The sequence below is a fragment of the Leucobacter sp. PH1c genome, assembly GCF_000633415.1.
Lineage (GTDB): Bacteria > Actinomycetota > Actinomycetes > Actinomycetales > Microbacteriaceae > Leucobacter.
In genome coordinates, this window is the sequence record NZ_AYMV01000027.1 from 45,169 (window position 1) to 58,257 (window position 13,089).

Here is a 13,089-nt window from a genome sequence, read left to right on the forward strand (position 1 = left end):
GCTGAGCCGCCGCAGGACGCCCGCTGGCTACGCTGCGAGAGCAATCATCAGATGAAGTTTTCCGACGCGCGAAGAAGACTTCGCCCACGAGAGAAAGCTCACCCCTGTGACCACTGTTGTTCGGAACACCGCCGCGGAAGCCCTCGGCACCCTCCTCTTCGTCTTCGCCATCATCACGGCGATCGCGAACGCTGGCGACCTCGCCCCGTTCGCCATCGGCCTCGCGCTCATGGTGCTCGTCTACGCGTTCGGGCACATCTCGGGCGGCCACTTCAACCCCGCCGTCTCACTGGGGGCACTCGTGCGCGGCGCCCTGAGCGCGCGCGACTTCGCTTGCTACGTGGTGGGCCAGGCCGCGGGCGCGGCCCTCGCGGTGCTGCTCGCCGGCTTCGTCGTGGAGCGCCCGACGGCCTCGGTGGAGATCGAGCTCGCTCCCGCCTTCGTCGCCGAGCTCGTGGTCACGTTCCTGCTCGTCACCGTCGTCCTCAACACCGCGACTTCCCGCGACCACCCCGGAAACTCGTTCTACGGCCTCGCGATCGGCGGCACGGTCCTCGTCGGCGCGCTCGCGGTCGGCCCGGTGAGCGGCGGCGGATTCAACCCGGCCGTGGCGCTCGGCCTCGCCGTCAACGGCACATTCGCATGGGGCAGCATGTGGCTCTACGCGCTCGCCCCGCTCCTCGGCGGACTGCTCGCGGGCCTCGTGTTCCGCGCGCTGAACCCGCAGGACCGCATCGCGACGGGGGACTAGCCCTGACCGCGCCGGACCGGGAGTCGAACAGCGCGCTGCTGCGCGCGCACGGCCTGCGGGCAACCGCGGGCCGTGTGGCCGCGCTCGGCTACCTCGCGACGCACCCGCACCGCTCGGCCACCGAGATCCACCGCGGCGTCGCGCCCGAACTCCCCACGCTCACCCTGCAGTCGGTGCACAACATCGTGCAGGACCTCGCGGAGCGCGGGATCCTGCGCCGCATCCACCCGCCCGCTTCGAACGCGGCGCTCTACGAGGTGGCCGATGAGCACGCGCACCCGCACGCGCAGTGCGTGCGCTGCGGCCGCCTCGTCGACCTGCCGGACGCGCCGGCACCGGCCGCCGGCACGACTCCGATGCAGTCGGCCCCCGGGATGACGATCATCGGCGTCGTCGTGACCTACCTCGGGGTCTGCGCGGAGTGCGCGAGCTAGGCGCAGACCGCGGCGTCCTCCCGGGATCCCCTCAGGGCGTGCGCGCGGTACTCGGACGGCGTGCAGCCGAGCATTCGTCGAAACGCGAGCGAGTAGCCGTTGTGCGTCATGCCCACCCGCGCGGCGACCGCGGCCACTACGCCCCCGCGCTCCAGCGCTTCGAGCGAGGCCTCCACGCGGAACCGTGAGCGCCACTCGGTGAAGCTCATGCCGGTCTCCGCCACGAACGCACGGCGGATCGAGGTCACGCTGCAGTGCAACCGCGCGGCCCACTCGTCGAGCGTGTCGCAGTGCGAGGGATCCTCCTGCAGCGCGGCGAGGACGGGCGCCGCGAATGGGCCACTGGGCCGGGGGACGGCGGGCCGCTCCGCCTGCCCGCAGAGCGCCTCGGCAATTGACCGGGCGAGCGCGACGCTCCGCACGGCGTCCCCCTCCCGCGCGAAACCGAGGAGCGCCCGTCGCTGCTCGGGGGCGACGCGCACCGCCCGCGCCTCGGCGAGGGGCGCGCCGTCGACGAGCTCGCCGGGCTCCAGGCACACGACGACGGGCATGAACTCCGGGTCGAACCGAGCGGCGTGGTCGAGCCCCGCGGGGATCCACACCGCAGTCTCGGTGTCGACCCGGAGCGAGCGCTGCGGGGTGGTGACGACGCACGCACCGGTCACCGCGTACAGAATCTGCGCTTCCTCGTGCCGGTGCGGCGGGTGCCCCCACTCGGCGATCTCCATCGGATCGCTCTCATTCACCGCCGGAACACGTGCTGCGGCGGGCGAGGTGACTGGTCGCTGGGTGGGATGCATGGGCCTCTGAGTTGGAAACATCTGATGTTGGTGAGTCTAATCTAAGAAGCACGTTGTACGCCGCTGAAGTTCCGAGAAGGGGACCGCACATGCCTTCGTCCCCCGAGGCCCCCAGCACCGTGCCCGCGCCGCACGCGCAGGCCGCGCCCGCCGAACGCGCCGAACGCGCCGATATCAACGCAGCCGCCCTCGACGGGGCGCGCGCCGTGCGCCGCACCGCACGCCGCCGCGCCGTCGGACTCGCCCTGCTGGCTGTGGCGCTCGGGGCCTGCGCGGCCGGGAGCCTCGCTCTCGGCGCGCGCGAGATCCCGCTCGGCACGGTGCTCGAGGCGATCGCCGGACGCCTGCCGAGCGACGACTACGACGGACTGGTCGTCCTCACCGAGCGCGTGCCCCGGCTGCTCCTCGGAGTCATGGTGGGTGCCTGCCTCGGCGCCGCCGGAACCGTGATGCAGGCGGTCACGCGGAACCCCCTCGCCGACCCGGGAATCCTGGGGGTCGAGGCCGGCGCGGCGTCCGCGGTCGTCGTCGGCATCGTCGTCGGGGGCGTGCACGCCCCCTCCGGGTACTTCTGGTTCGCGCTGGCCGGCGCGGGAGTGGCGGCCCTCGCGGTCGCCTTCGTCAGCAGACTCACCACCTCGGCATCCCCGGAGATCTCGCTCGTGATCGCGGGTTCGGCCGTCGCGGCACTCCTCATGAGCGTGGTCACCCTCATCACCATCCGCGACGAGGCGGTCTTCGCAAAGCTGCGGTCCTGGTCGGTGGGCTCGCTGCTCGGCAGGGGCGAGGTCATCGACGAGCTCTGGCCGTTCGCGGTGCTCGCCCTCGCCCTCGCCTGCACGCTCGGCCGCTCGCTCGACGCGCTCGCGCTCGGCGACGAGCTCGCCGCGGGCCTGGGTGTTCGGGTCGGCCCCGCACGCATCGGCGCGGTGGGGGTCGGCGTGCTGCTCGCCGCGGTCGCAACCGCCGCGATCGGTCCGGTCGCGTTCGTCGGCCTCGTGGCGGCGCACGTCGCCCGGCTCATCGTCGGGCCCGAGCATCGCTGGCTGCTGCCGTACTCGATGCTCACGGGTGCGCTGATGCTGCTCGCGGCGGATGTGGCTGCGCGCCTGGTTCCCGGGCGGGGTGAGCTCGAGGTGGGCATCATGACCGCGGTCGTCGGCACCCCGTTCTTCGTGGCGCTCGCGCGCGGACGGAAGCGGGTGAGCGGACTGTGACGGATCTCCAGAGCTCCGCGAGGCTGCGGGAGGTCGCCTCCGCGCTGCTCCGGCGCGAGCGGAGCGATCGGCGCACGCGCGTCCTCGTCGCGTCGGCGCTCGTCATCCTGTGCGGCGTTCTCGCGACCTGGCAGCTCTTCCTCACCGGCGACGCCGAGGTCTCCGCACGTGAGGTGCTGCCCGCCGCGCTCGGTTCGGGCGAGCGCTTGGCGACCTACGTGGTGCAGGACACGCTGTTCCCCCGGGCGCTCACCGCCGCGCTCGGCGGCGCCCTCTTCGGCCTCTCCGGCGCCATCTCGCAGCGCCTCTTCGGCAACCCCCTGGCCACCCCCGACGTGATCGGCATCTCGTCCGGGGCGGGAGCCGGAGCCATGATCGTCATCGCCGGCCTCGGCGCACGCGGTCTGGGCGTGCAGGCGGGGGCGATGCTCGGCGCGCTCCTCGTCGCGCTCCTCGTCTACGCGCTGAGCTGGCGGGGCGGAGTGCACGGCTATCGGCTCATCCTGGTCGGAATCGGCGTCGGCGCGTGCGCGAGTGCGCTCATCACCTTCATCGTCACCCGACTCGATGAGGTCACGACGCAGCGCGCCATGCGCTGGATGGTGGGATCGCTGAACGGCTCCGACTGGAACGGTGTGCTCGTCCTCACCGTCGCACTCGCCCTCGGTGTCGTGCTCACCGCCGCCATCCGGCGTCCACTCGGGGATCTCGCCCTCGGTGACGAGCTCGCGTCCGGCCTCGGGGTTCGCGTCTCGCGGCTCCGGTTCGGAGCGCTCGTGCTCGCCACGCTGCTCGCGGCGAGCGTGACGTCGGTGACCGGGCCGATCGCGTTCATCGCGCTCGTCGCCGGGCCGATCGCCACGCGCGTGCTGCGTCTCCCCGATGCGCCCCTGACCGCGGCGCTCGTCGGAGCGGGGCTGCTCTCGGCCACCGATATCGCCGCGCAGACGCTGCCGCTCATCAGCCCGGTTCCCACCGGAGCGATCACCGCGGTCTTCGGCGCCCCCATCTTGATCGCCCTTCTCGTCAGGAAGCAGAATCGCGCATGACGCAGCATTCCCCCGCCCTCTCCGCGCGCGGCCTGAGCGTCGGATACGATCGCACGCCGATCGTATCCGAGCTCGATCTGGAGATCGAGGCCGGGCGGATCACCGCGCTCATCGGCCCCAACGGCAGCGGCAAGTCCACGCTCCTGAAGGGCCTCGCCCGCGTGCTGCCCCCGCTCGCGGGACACGTCGAGCTCGCGGGCCGCGACATTCGGCGGATCAGCTCGCGCGATGTCGCGCGGGAACTCGGTTTCCTCCCCCAATCGCCGCTCGCGCCGGAAGGGATCACCGTTGCGGAGCTCGTTCGCCGGGGGCGCCACCCGCACGATCGGCTCTTCTCGCGCAACACGATGGGCGAAGCGGCCGCGGTCGCGGAGGCGATGCTCCTGACCGGTGTCAGCGAGTACGCGCACCGCCCGGTCACCGCGCTCTCGGGCGGACAGCGCCAACGAGCCTGGATCGCCATGGTCCTCGCTCAGCGCACACCGACCCTGCTCCTCGACGAGCCCACCACGTTCCTCGACATCGCCCACCAGATCGATGTGCTCGAGCTCCTGCTCGAACTCAACCGGGAACACGGGAAGACGATCGTGATCGTCCTCCACGACCTTGAGCAGGCCGCCGCCTACGCCGACACGATCGTGGCGCTGACCGCCGGCGCGATCGCCGCAAGCGGGCCGCCGCAGGAGGTCGTGACCGAGCGCTTCCTGGCCGACGTGTTCGGCTTGACCGCACGCGTGATCCCGGACCCCGACACCGGTTCCCCGCTCGTGCTTCCCCGCGGGAGGCGATCGCGATCGGCCGCCGAGGATTCCCCATCCGCCCACCCCACACAGGAGATCTCATGAAGCTCACACGCACGCTCTCAACCGCGGTCATCGCCGCACTATCCGTCACCGCGCTCGCGGGCTGCTCAAGCGCCGCCTCCGGCTCCGGAACGGGAGACGCCGGAAGCGGGTACCCGCTGACGCTCGAGAACCCGTGGGGGCAGGCCGTGATCGACGAGCAGCCCCAGCGGGTCGCCGTGGTCGACTCGGTCGACCTCGACATCGCTCTCGCACTGGGGGTCGAGCCCGTCATCGGCAGCGTGTACGGCGACAATCCTCACGATCCGTGGACGGAGGAGGCGCTCGCCGCGGAGAAGATCTCGTTGCACACCTTCGACGCGACGGACGGCACGGACTTCGTCGCCATCGCCGCGGCGGATCCCGATGTGATCCTGGCGACCAGCGGGTGGACGCTCGAGGACGACTACGCGAAGCTCGACGCGATCGCCCCTGTGGTGACCTGGGGCCCCGACCAGGTGCTGACCGACCTCACCTGGGCCGATCGCACGCTTCTGGCCGGCAAGGCCCTGGGGCTCGAGGATCGGGCCGAGCAGGTCGTCGCGGACGTCGAGTCCGACTTCGCCGCCGCGCGCGACGCGCATCCCGAGTGGGCCGGGAAGACGCTGACGTACGCCGTGATGCACCCGGCGCAGGTCTCCTACGTCAGCTACCTCGGCAGCGACGTGTCCTTCTTCACCGACCTCGGCTTCACGCTGCCCGACGAGGCCTCGCGGTTCTCCGACGAGGACAATGCGGTGAGCATCGAGAACCTCGACCTGCTCGACGCCGATGTGCTCTTCGTGGGGTACCCGTTCGGGAACGAGGGGATCCTCACCCAGGACGCGCTCGAGAGCAACGCCCTGTTCCAGCAGCTTCCCGCCGTGCAGGAAGGCCGCTACGGCATTCTCAGCGACGAGGTCTCTTCGCCCCTCGCGTACCCGACGCCGCTCAGCCAGCCGTGGGTGCTCGAGCGCATCGTCCCGCAGTTCGAGCAGACGATCCGCTAGCCCGCACCCGAGGAGTCCCCCATGGCCCAGAGCATCCGCCCCCAACTCACCTACCCGATCAGTCTTCGGAAGCTGACGGTGCATCGCGCCTACGACGTCAGCCCGGGCCTGCGCCGCGTCGAGCTCACCGGGTCCGAGCTCAGCGGCGCCGTGCGCGACGGCTTCGTGCTGCCGCCCTTTGTCTCCGACGGGTTCGACGATGAGATCAAGCTGTTCTTCCCCGACCCCGAGTCCGGCGAGCTCAGCCTCCCCGTACAGCGCGATCGATTCATCGATTGGCCCCGCGATCCGCGTCCCGAGGCGCGCACGTACACCGTGCGCGGCTTCGACGCCGAACGCGAGCTGCTCCTCCTCGACTTCGCACGGCACGCGCGCGGCGTCGCGACCGATTGGGCAGAGCAGTGCCAGCCGGGCGCGGAGCTCCACATCGCGGGGCCCAAGATGGCCTGGCTGCACCCGGAGGGCGCCGACTGGCTCTTCATCGGCGGCGACGATACAGCGCTGCCGGCACTCGCGCGCTGGTTGGAGACGATGCCGCAGGAGACCCGCGGCGTCGCACTCCTGGAGGTTCCCGACGCGAGTCACGAGTTCGAGATCCCGCACCCGGAGGGCGTCGAACTGCGCTGGCTGCACCGCGGTGCCACTCCCGCGGCTCGATCGACGCGGCTCATCGATGCGGTGCTCGGCGAGCCCTGGCGGGACGGGGAGCCGTTCTGCTGGTTCGCGGGCGAGACGGGCGTGCTCCGCCCGATCCGCTCGTATCTCCGCAAGGACCGCGAACTCCCCCGGGAGCGCGTCGAGGTCACCGGGTACTGGCGGGCGCCCGTCGGCGACGAGCTCGACATCGACCCGGACGAGGAGGAGACCGCGGATCTGCACGAGCTGGGCGAGCTCGTGCCGCCCTACGCGCTTCGCGCCGCGGTGACGCTCGGAGTGGTCCCCGCAATTCGCGCGGGTGCGCGCTCGACGGCGCAAATCGCCGACGCCATCGGGGCCCACCCGGGCGCGCTCGCTCGGCTCCTGCGGTACCTCGCGACCCTCGAACTCCTGACGGAGGAGCACGGTGAGTGGCGGATCACCCGCGCCGGCGGCGCGCTCGACGACGAGGACGAGAACGGCGGGCTCGATCTCGCGGACCCGCTCGCGCGCGAACAGCTCGCGATCGCCTCGCTCCTCGAGGTGCTCCGCACGGGAGCACCGGTCCAGGCATCGCGGGCCGACCGTCGGGAGCGTGATCCGCAGCTCAACGCGGCGATCACGCTCGACGCAGCCGCGGACCTCAGCTACGTCGCGAGCTCCTTCGGGTCGGCGGAAGTGCCGTTTGCGCCCGGCGAACACCTCGTCGTCGCCGGCGAGGGCGCGCTCTCGGTGCTCGCCGGCCCGCTCACGGCCGACCCGGAACTGCGGGTCACGCTCCTCGAGCGCCCCTCCCGCGTCGCACCAGCGCTCGGCGTCCTCCCCGCTCCGCTCCGCGATCGGATCGTCGTCGTCCACGGGACCGGGCTCGACGCCTGGCCGCGCACCGACGGGACCGTGCTCCTGCTCAACGCGCTCCGGGGGCTTCCCGACGCCGACGCGGCGCACCTGCTCCGCGGCGCCGCAGCGAGCGGTGCACGCCTCCTCGTATTGGAGGACCTCCTCGGAGTCGACGAGATCGATGAGCACGATGCGGAGGGCGATCTCCTGGAGCTCTGCCTCACCGGGGTCGGCCGCCGAACCCTCGACGAGGTGCGCGGTGTCGCGCGGCTCGCGGGTCTCGACGTGAGCGCTCGGGCGATCGGGTGGGGGGACCTCCTCCTCACGCTCACGAGCAGCTGAGGTGACGCGAGGGGGACCGCGGCGTGAGGGCGGCGGCGTGAGGGCGGACGAACCGCTGCGGACCGAGGGGGCACGGACCGCTTCCGGGCTCGTGCGGCGGGTGATGCGCGCCGCACCGGGGCCCACGTTCGGCGCGGCGCTCTGCTTCGTCACGCACCTCGTCGCGGAGTTCACCGTCCCCGTACTGGTGGGGCTCGCGATCGACGACGCGGTGCGCCTCGGTGATCCGGCACGGCTCGCCTGGTGGTGCGCCGCGCTCGTCGCGGATTTCCTCATCCTCGCGTTCGCGTACCGGGCCGGTACCCGCCTCGGTCTCCGGGCGTTCGAGATCGCTCAGCACCGGACTCGGCTCGCGGTGAACGCGCGCGTACTCTCGCCGGACGGCTTCGCGAGCGCCCGGCCGCCCGGGGAGCTGATCTCCATCGCGGGATCCGACGTGTCCCGCCTCTCCCGCTCGGTGCTGATCGCGCTGCACCCGGTCGCGGAGCTCGCGGCGCTCGGGTACGCAACGGTGGCGCTCGGCGTGATCTCCCCGGCGCTCGGCGCCGCCGTCCTGGGCGGCGCCCTGCTGCTCGTCGTCATCCTCGAGGTCCTGGGGCGCCCGCTCAAGAGCACCGCCGAGCGCGAGCAGGAACGCGCCGCCGAGGTCACCGCGGTCGCCGCCGACTTCTTCGCGGGAGCGGGGGCGCTGCGCAGCCTCGGCGGGATTCCGCGCGCCCTCGAACGGCACCGGGCCGCGAATGCCGTCGCGGTCGCAGCGGGGATCCGCGCCCGTCGCACCGAGGCTGGGTTCGTCGCCGTCTCCCGGATCCTCGGGGCGGTGCTCCTCGTCGGCATCGCGGGTGCTGCGGCGTTCCTCGCACTCGACGGAGAGCTCACGGTGGGCCAGCTCGTGATCGTCGTCGGTCTCCTCCAACTCGTGCTCGGGCCGCTCGAGGCGCTCGCGGTCAATCTCGGGACCGTGTGGTTGACGGCAGTCGCGTCGGCTCGCCGCGTGCTCGCGCTTCTCACCGAGGGCCCCGCGGCCGGGAGCTGCGCCGCGCGGCCACCCGCTCCGGGCGACACCGCGCCCCCGGCGCGCAGGGCCCCCACCCCGGCGGACGAGCTCCTCGGGTTCAGCGAACTCGCGGGAACGCATCTTCCCCCGATCAGCCTCCGCCTCCGCACCGGCGATGCCATCGGAATCGTGGCGGACGCCCACGCCGTCTCGGAACTGTGCGAGATCCTGGAACAGCGCCGCGAGCCCACGGCAGGACAGGTGACGCTCGCGGGAACTCCGCTCCACGCGCATGACCACCGGAGCCGGGCAGGCGCGCTCCTCGTCGCACCGCGCGGAGTGGAGGGTGCCCACACGCAGCCGCCCTCGGGCGCCGCGGCCGACGCCGCGCGGCTCGTCCTCCCCGCAGTGTCCGGCGGAGAGCGGCAGCGACTCGCACTCGCGACGGCGCTCGATGCCCGAACGGCAGTGCTCGTGCTCCGAGAGCCGACTTCGGCGCTCGACCCGGCAACCGAGCAGCTCGTCGCTCGAACGCTCCGGGCGGCAACCGCGGGACGAGGGCTCCTGGTGCTCACCTCCTCCCCCGCGATCCTGAGCCAGCTCGACGCCGTGCACTTCCTGCGCAACGGCACCGCGCGCCGCGCCACGCACCAGGAGCTGCTGGCCGACCCCGAGTACCGGCGGATGATCTCATGACCCGCGCCGTCCCGCCCGCGCACCCCGCGTCCCCCGGTGCCGCGGCGCCCCACTCGCTCCCGCTGGCCTCGGGTGCGCGCTGCGTGCAGTGGCTCCGCACCGTATCCGCCGGGTTGCGCGGAAGGATCGTGTGCGCGCTCCTCCTGCTCGCCGTGGCCGCCGTGGCCGAGCTCGCCCTGCCCCTCGGGCTCGGGCGCCTGGTCGACGCCGTGGACTCCGGATCCCGTGCTGACGCGGTCGCCGCGGCCGTGCTCGCGCTCTCGGGTCTGCTCGCCGCTGCGGCAGGCGGGGCGGCCGCGGCGCTGCTGCTCAGCTCGGGCCTTGAGCGCGTGCTCGGCCGTGTGCGGGAACGCGTCGCCACCGCGGCGCTGCGGTTGCCCGCGCAGACCGCGGAGGCGCTCCCCAGCGGAGAGCTGGTCTCGCGCGCGAGCGACGATGTCGAGGCGCTCCGGGAGGCGACCTCCGAACCCGTGCCCGCGCTGGCGGCCTCGGGCGCCGCCGTCGCCACGATGTTCGCGGGACTCCTCGCGCTCCACCCCGGGTTCTTCGGCGCCGCGCTTCTCGCGGTGCCGGTGCAGCTCTTCGCACTGCGCCGCTACCTGCGACGTGCGCCGGCGCTCTACCGGCAGGAGCGCGCGGCCGTCTCGCGACGGTCGTCGCGGCTCTTCAGCTCCGTGCAGGCGCGCGAGGCGATTCGCGCGTACGGCACCGAGACCGCGGCGCAGGACCGCTGCGCCCGGAGCTCCTGGGCTGCCGTGCGCGTGGCAATGCTCATCCGCGCGGTGCAGAGCACCTTCTTCTTCCGGCTCAACCTCGCCGAGCTCATCGGCACGGGCGCGCTCATGGTCGCGGCGTTCCTCCTCGTCGACTCCGGACAGGTGACGCTGGGCGAAGCCACCGCCGCACTCCTCCTCTTCATCTCGCTGTTCGGGCCGATCGGCACCCTGCTGCTGGTGATCGATGATGTGCAGGCCGCCTCAGCCGCGCTCAGCCGAGTCGTCGGTCTGGTTGACACGGCCGCTCAGACGGGCGCGCGTGCAGAGCGGACGCCCGCCGGCCCGGCGATCGCCGAGCGACCGCTCCCCCACGAGCTGTCCTCCCAGCACTCACTGCCGGCGATCGAACTGCGCGAGGCGTGCCTCTCCCTCGGGCGCAATCAGCACGTCCTCGCGAGCATCACGCTGAGCATCCCGGCGGGCCAGCGCGTGGCCCTCGTCGGCGCCTCCGGAGCGGGGAAGACGTCGCTCGCCCGAGTCATCGCGGGGCAGCTTCCCCTGGCCGGGGGCTCCGTGCGCGTGCACGGAGCGGATCCGCACTCGCTCTCGGATGAGGCCCGCGCAGCACTCGTCGCGGTCGTCGACCAGGATCCGTACGTCTTCTCCCTCACGCTTGCGGAAAATCTTCGGATCGCTGCCCCCGCGGCCACGCCGGACGCACTCGCGGCGGCGTGCCGCTTCACGGGCATCTCCGCGGATCTCGACGCTGAGTGCCCCGGCGACGACGGCTCACTCCCCCACCGGCTCGCGCTCGCACGCGCGTTCCTCCGGCCGAGTCCGGTGATCGTGCTCGATGAGATGACCGCGGCCGCGGACGGAAGCGCTGCACGCGACCTCGACCAGGCGGCCCGGCGCGCGTTCGCCGGCCGAACGCAGATCATCATCGCGCACCGGCTCTCCCACGCGGAGGCGTGCGACCGGATCATCGTGCTCGACCGAGGACGTGTCGTGGAGGACGGCGCGCCCCACACGCTCCGGCGGGCCGGCGGGGCCTACGCCGAGCTCTGGGAGGCGTGGGAAGAGCACCGCTGATCCCACGCGAGCGCGAGATACTCCGCCAGCCGCTTCGCCGCGACCTCGTCGGGGTGGTCGAGCCGCACATGCTTCCGACCCGACTTGCCGCCCGCGCCCTCCAGAAAGCCGAACACGTCCTCGATGGCGGCAGCGCCGTTGATCTCCACGCTGACGTGCTTCGTGTAGGCGTAGATCCCGGCGAAGGGTGCCCCGTCGCGGAGGTAGTGAATCCCGCCGTACTTGAACGTCTCCTCGGCATGCGGGAAGCGCTCGCGGAACACTTCCCGGGCTCGGGTCACCGTGAGGAAACGATCATCGCCGTCCTCCTCGAGCCCCGTGAGGAACCGTTCGATCCGGTCATTCATGCGGATCGCCCTCCGGGGCGCGCGGCGAGACAACGACACCGGTACCGTCAGGGCCGCTCCGCAGTGCCTGATCATCACGCAGCAGGAGGAGCGGGAATTCTTCGCCGAAGCGAGCGACGATGTCCGCAATCAGCTGCGGCGGGTACGGGGGAAGCTGCCCGTCCGCGTGCGGGATCACGACCGAATCGACGAGTCCGAGCCCGGCGTCGCTCGCGAGCGCGGGTGCGAGCCCCCGGTCGTCCATGAGCTCCGCGGGTGTGACCGAGGATCCGGCAACGATCGACCCGGCGCTGCAGCCGATGTACGGGAGCCCCGCGCGCACGCGCCGCTCGAGCACCTCACCGGTGCCGTTCGAACGGAGCGCGTCGAGCAGCAGGAAGGTCTCGCCGCTCGCAACGTACACGGCGTCGACGCCGTCGAGCACGCGGTCGAGCGTGTCCGCGGCCATGTCGCGCGCGTGCACGGTGACGAGTTCCGGGCCGAGCCCCGCGATGCCCGCCCGCTCCGCCTCCGCAAAGGGCATCCCCGCAGCGGCATCATCGATGTACGCGAGAGTGAGCTGCGCGGGATCAGATCCCGTGCTGTCCCGGAGGAACTGCGGCACCGCCCCGGCACCGAGTGAGAGGAGGAGCACGTTCATTCCCCCAGGCTACTCACTGTGCCCGCGGCGAGCGAGGGGTGGAGCGCGAGAGGCGCGCGCCCGAGAAGTAGTTCAGGGGTGAATTATGAGGCGCTGATCGAGGCGTGGGCGCCGCGGGGACGGCGCTCTCGGCGTCGGGATCCAGAGCATCGACAATCTACTCCTGCGCACACCGGGACTGATCTCGCCCTGACGGCCCTCCAATGGAGCGCCCGCAGCAGCCGGACGCACAAAAGAACCCCCGCGATGTAGAAGCTACGCGGGGGTTCGGTGAAGGTGTAATGTTCCTTCGTGGCTCCGACCGGCATCGATCCGGTGACCTTTCGATTTTCAGTCGAACGCTCTACCAACTGAGCTACAGAGCCAGGCACTCACACTGGGTGACCGCCTGAGACGAAGAAACCCTTCCGAGGAAGGGCTTCTCCACCTGGCGACCCTGACGGGACTTGAACCCGCGACCTCCGCCGTGACAGGGCGGCGCGCTAACCAACTGCGCTACAGGGCCATAGTGTGTTATTCAATTGTATTTTCGGTATTTAGTGACCCCAACGGGATTCGAACCCGTGCTGCCGCCGTGAAAGGGCGGTGTCCTAGGCCGCTAAACGATGGGGCCGAAGCTTTTTTCTCGCTTGCTACCGAGATGAAATACTATGCCGAAGTTGGAGCCCCACGCAAATCCAGCCCCCAAAACGCGGTATCCC

At 71.9% G+C, this 13,089-nt stretch carries 12 protein-coding genes and 3 tRNA genes; 9 read left to right on the forward strand and 6 right to left on the reverse strand.

Annotation, left to right across the window (positions count from 1 at the left end; translation table 11 throughout):
• Positions 1-106: 106 nt before the first annotated feature.
• Together U874_RS0109575 and U874_RS0109580 are read left to right on the forward strand one after the other, a co-directional pair.
• The gene (locus U874_RS0109575) at positions 107-751 is read left to right on the forward strand and encodes an aquaporin (protein ID WP_025134325.1); all 645 of its coding nucleotides are present in this window, start codon (positions 107-109) and stop codon (positions 749-751) included.
• Positions 643-1,185: a Fur family transcriptional regulator gene (locus U874_RS0109580; protein ID WP_081809961.1), complete on the forward strand. Its 543-nt coding sequence runs from the start codon at positions 643-645 to the stop codon at positions 1,183-1,185. The genes U874_RS0109575 and U874_RS0109580 overlap by 109 nt, the downstream gene beginning before the upstream one ends.
• Here the strand turns inward: U874_RS0109580 and U874_RS0109585 are convergent.
• Positions 1,182-1,931: an AraC family transcriptional regulator gene (locus U874_RS0109585; protein ID WP_198525839.1), complete on the reverse strand. Its 750-nt coding sequence runs from the start codon at positions 1,929-1,931 to the stop codon at positions 1,182-1,184. The two genes, U874_RS0109580 and U874_RS0109585, sit on opposite strands and share 4 nt — an antisense overlap.
• A 143-nt stretch (positions 1,932-2,074) precedes the next feature.
• Between U874_RS0109585 and U874_RS0109590 the strand changes: the two genes are divergently transcribed.
• The 7 genes from U874_RS0109590 to U874_RS0109620 all read left to right on the forward strand — a co-directional run bounded on the left by U874_RS0109590 (position 2,075) and on the right by U874_RS0109620 (position 11,401).
• Positions 2,075-3,202, forward strand: coding sequence for an iron ABC transporter permease (locus tag U874_RS0109590; RefSeq protein ID WP_025134326.1), 1,128 nt, complete (start codon positions 2,075-2,077; stop codon positions 3,200-3,202).
• Positions 3,199-4,251, forward strand: coding sequence for an iron chelate uptake ABC transporter family permease subunit (locus tag U874_RS0109595; RefSeq protein ID WP_025134327.1), 1,053 nt, complete (start codon positions 3,199-3,201; stop codon positions 4,249-4,251). Before U874_RS0109590 ends, U874_RS0109595 begins: the two co-directional genes overlap by 4 nt.
• On the forward strand, positions 4,248-5,096 hold the full coding sequence (locus U874_RS0109600) for an ABC transporter ATP-binding protein (protein WP_025134328.1): 849 nt from the start codon (positions 4,248-4,250) through the stop codon (positions 5,094-5,096). Before U874_RS0109595 ends, U874_RS0109600 begins: the two co-directional genes overlap by 4 nt.
• Complete coding sequence (locus U874_RS0109605; protein ID WP_025134329.1) at positions 5,093-6,082, forward strand: ABC transporter substrate-binding protein; 990 nt, start codon at positions 5,093-5,095, stop codon at positions 6,080-6,082. The genes U874_RS0109600 and U874_RS0109605 overlap by 4 nt, the downstream gene beginning before the upstream one ends.
• Before the next feature lie 21 nt (positions 6,083-6,103).
• Complete coding sequence (locus U874_RS0109610) at positions 6,104-7,900, forward strand: siderophore-interacting protein (protein ID WP_025134330.1); 1,797 nt, start codon at positions 6,104-6,106, stop codon at positions 7,898-7,900.
• Between the two features lie 103 nt (positions 7,901-8,003).
• On the forward strand, positions 8,004-9,593 hold the full coding sequence (locus U874_RS0109615) for an ABC transporter ATP-binding protein (protein WP_025134331.1): 1,590 nt from the start codon (positions 8,004-8,006) through the stop codon (positions 9,591-9,593).
• A complete protein-coding gene (locus U874_RS0109620) occupies positions 9,590-11,401 on the forward strand; it encodes an ABC transporter ATP-binding protein (protein ID WP_025134332.1) in 1,812 nt (603 codons plus the stop codon). Before U874_RS0109615 ends, U874_RS0109620 begins: the two co-directional genes overlap by 4 nt.
• On the opposite strand, the gene U874_RS14325 is transcribed toward U874_RS0109620, so the two are convergent.
• The 5 genes from U874_RS14325 to U874_RS0109645 form a co-directional block, all read right to left on the reverse strand.
• Positions 11,362-11,748 carry a DUF1801 domain-containing protein gene (locus U874_RS14325; RefSeq protein WP_025134333.1) on the reverse strand — a complete coding sequence of 129 codons (387 nt, stop codon included), beginning with the start codon at positions 11,746-11,748 and terminating at the stop codon, positions 11,362-11,364. The two genes, U874_RS0109620 and U874_RS14325, sit on opposite strands and share 40 nt — an antisense overlap.
• Positions 11,741-12,388, reverse strand: coding sequence for a Type 1 glutamine amidotransferase-like domain-containing protein (locus tag U874_RS0109630; RefSeq protein ID WP_025134334.1), 648 nt, complete (start codon positions 12,386-12,388; stop codon positions 11,741-11,743). Before U874_RS0109630 ends, U874_RS14325 begins: the two co-directional genes overlap by 8 nt.
• A 292-nt stretch (positions 12,389-12,680) precedes the next feature.
• Positions 12,681-12,753, reverse strand: a tRNA-Phe gene (locus tag U874_RS0109635).
• 63 nt (positions 12,754-12,816) lie between these two features.
• A tRNA-Asp gene (locus U874_RS0109640) sits at positions 12,817-12,893 on the reverse strand.
• Between the two features lie 35 nt (positions 12,894-12,928).
• Positions 12,929-13,001: transfer RNA gene (locus U874_RS0109645), tRNA-Glu, on the reverse strand.
• Between the last annotated feature and the right edge of the window lie 88 nt (positions 13,002-13,089).

Excerpts from the sequence above, each read along its gene's own strand:
- U874_RS0109605 (WP_025134329.1), top strand. The coding sequence starts at position 5,093 with ATGAAGCTCACACGCACGCTCTCAACCGCGGTCATCGCCGCACTATCC.
- U874_RS0109610 (WP_025134330.1), top strand. The coding sequence starts at position 6,104 with ATGGCCCAGAGCATCCGCCCCCAACTCACCTACCCGATCAGTCTTCGG.
- U874_RS0109615 (WP_025134331.1), top strand. The coding sequence starts at position 8,004 with ATGCGCGCCGCACCGGGGCCCACGTTCGGCGCGGCGCTCTGCTTCGTC.
- U874_RS0109620 (WP_025134332.1), top strand. The coding sequence starts at position 9,590 with ATGACCCGCGCCGTCCCGCCCGCGCACCCCGCGTCCCCCGGTGCCGCG.
- U874_RS0109590 (WP_025134326.1), top strand. The coding sequence starts at position 2,075 with ATGCCTTCGTCCCCCGAGGCCCCCAGCACCGTGCCCGCGCCGCACGCG.
- U874_RS0109580 (WP_081809961.1), top strand. The coding sequence starts at position 643 with ATGGGGCAGCATGTGGCTCTACGCGCTCGCCCCGCTCCTCGGCGGACT.
- U874_RS14325 (WP_025134333.1), bottom strand. The coding sequence starts at position 11,748 with ATGAATGACCGGATCGAACGGTTCCTCACGGGGCTCGAGGAGGACGGC.
- U874_RS0109630 (WP_025134334.1), bottom strand. The coding sequence starts at position 12,388 with ATGAACGTGCTCCTCCTCTCACTCGGTGCCGGGGCGGTGCCGCAGTTC.
- U874_RS0109600 (WP_025134328.1), top strand. The coding sequence starts at position 4,248 with ATGACGCAGCATTCCCCCGCCCTCTCCGCGCGCGGCCTGAGCGTCGGA.